The organism is Streptomyces sp. FH025, from assembly GCF_017427025.1.
In the GTDB taxonomy this organism is placed as follows: Bacteria; Actinomycetota; Actinomycetes; order Streptomycetales; family Streptomycetaceae; genus Kitasatospora.
In genome coordinates, this window is the sequence record NZ_JAFLNG010001151.1 from 1 (window position 1) to 1,373 (window position 1,373).

Annotated in this window: 1 protein-coding gene; it reads left to right on the forward strand. The window is 75.4% G+C overall.

Features of this window, described 5'->3' with window-relative positions:
* Positions 1–157: 157 nt before the first annotated feature.
* Positions 158–1,373, forward strand: a 1,216-nt coding sequence (locus J0670_RS38065; RefSeq protein WP_307806876.1) for a condensation domain-containing protein, incomplete at its 3' end; no start/stop codon positions are given.

A 1,373-nucleotide genomic window follows, 5' to 3' on the forward strand; every position in this document is an offset into this window, starting at 1 on the left:
GGCTGGGCGGGCGGTGCGGGCAGGGCGCGCCGGTCGGTCTTGCCGCTGGTGGTGCGCGGGATGCGGGCCAGGGGGACGAAGGCGGTGGGCACCAGGTGGTCGGGCAGGGTCCGGCGCCGAGCAGCGGCTCGCCGCGATCTGGGCCGAGGTGCTGGGCGTGGAGCGCGTCGGCGCCCGGGACAACTTCTTCGCGCTCGGCGGCGACTCCATCCTCAGCATCCAGATCGTCTCCCGCGCCCGAGCCGCCGGACTCGCCCTCACCACCAAGGACGTCTTCCGGCACCAGAACGTCGCCGAACTCGCGCTGAACACCAGTGAACTGATGGAAAGTCATGGACTGGCCGAGGCTGATCCCGGCGAGGCCCCGCTCACCCCGATCCAGCACTGGTACCTCGACGGCCGCCGCCCCGGCGACGCCCTGCGCTTCACCATGACCCAGCGCCTGGAACTCGCCCCCGGCACCGACCCGGCAGCCCTGCACCGGGCGGTCCTGGCCCTGGTGGACCACCACGCGGCGCTGCGCACCCGCTTCCGCCACACCGACGCGGGCTGGCACCAGGAGACGGGGGAGCAGCGACCGGAGGGCGTCTTCACCCACCTCGACGCGACCGGCCTCGACGCCGCCGCCCTGGAGCAGCGGGTGCAGCAGGCCACCGACGAGGCCCAGCGCTCGCTCGACCCCGTCGAGGGCCGTTCCGTCGGCGCCCTGTTCTTCGACCGTGGCGCCGACGAGCCCGGCCAACTCGTCCTCACCGTCCACCACCTGGCCGTCGACGGCGTCTCCTGGCGCATCCTGCTCGCCGACCTCGAAGCGGCCTACCGCACGGCCCGCACCGGCGCCCCCGTCGAACTGCCGCCCGTCGCCACCTCCTACGGCCACTGGGCCACCCGGCTGGAGCGGCACACCCGCTCCGGCGCCCTGGACGGCGACCTCGACCACTGGACGCGCACCGGCGCCGCCCCGGCCGCCCTGCCCGCCGGCTCGCCCGGCCCCAACACCCACGCCACCGCCGCCACCGTCGGCGTCACGCTGGACGAGCGGACCACCGACGCGCTGCTGCGCCTGGCCCCCGAGGTCTACCGCACCCAGGTCAACGACGTCCTGCTCAGCGCCCTCGGCCGCACCCTGGCCCGCTGGTGCGGCCGGGACACCGTGCTGATAGGCGTGGAGGGGCACGGCCGCGAGGACCTCTTCGCGGACCTCGACCTCTCCCGCACGGTCGGCTGGTTCACCGCCGAGTTCCCGCTCGCCCTGCGCGTCGACCCCGACGCCGGCTGGCACGACACCCTGCGCTCGGTCAAGGAGCAGCTGCGCGCCGTCCCGCTGCACGGACTCAGCCACGGCGCGCTGCGCCACCTGCGGCCCTCCGGCC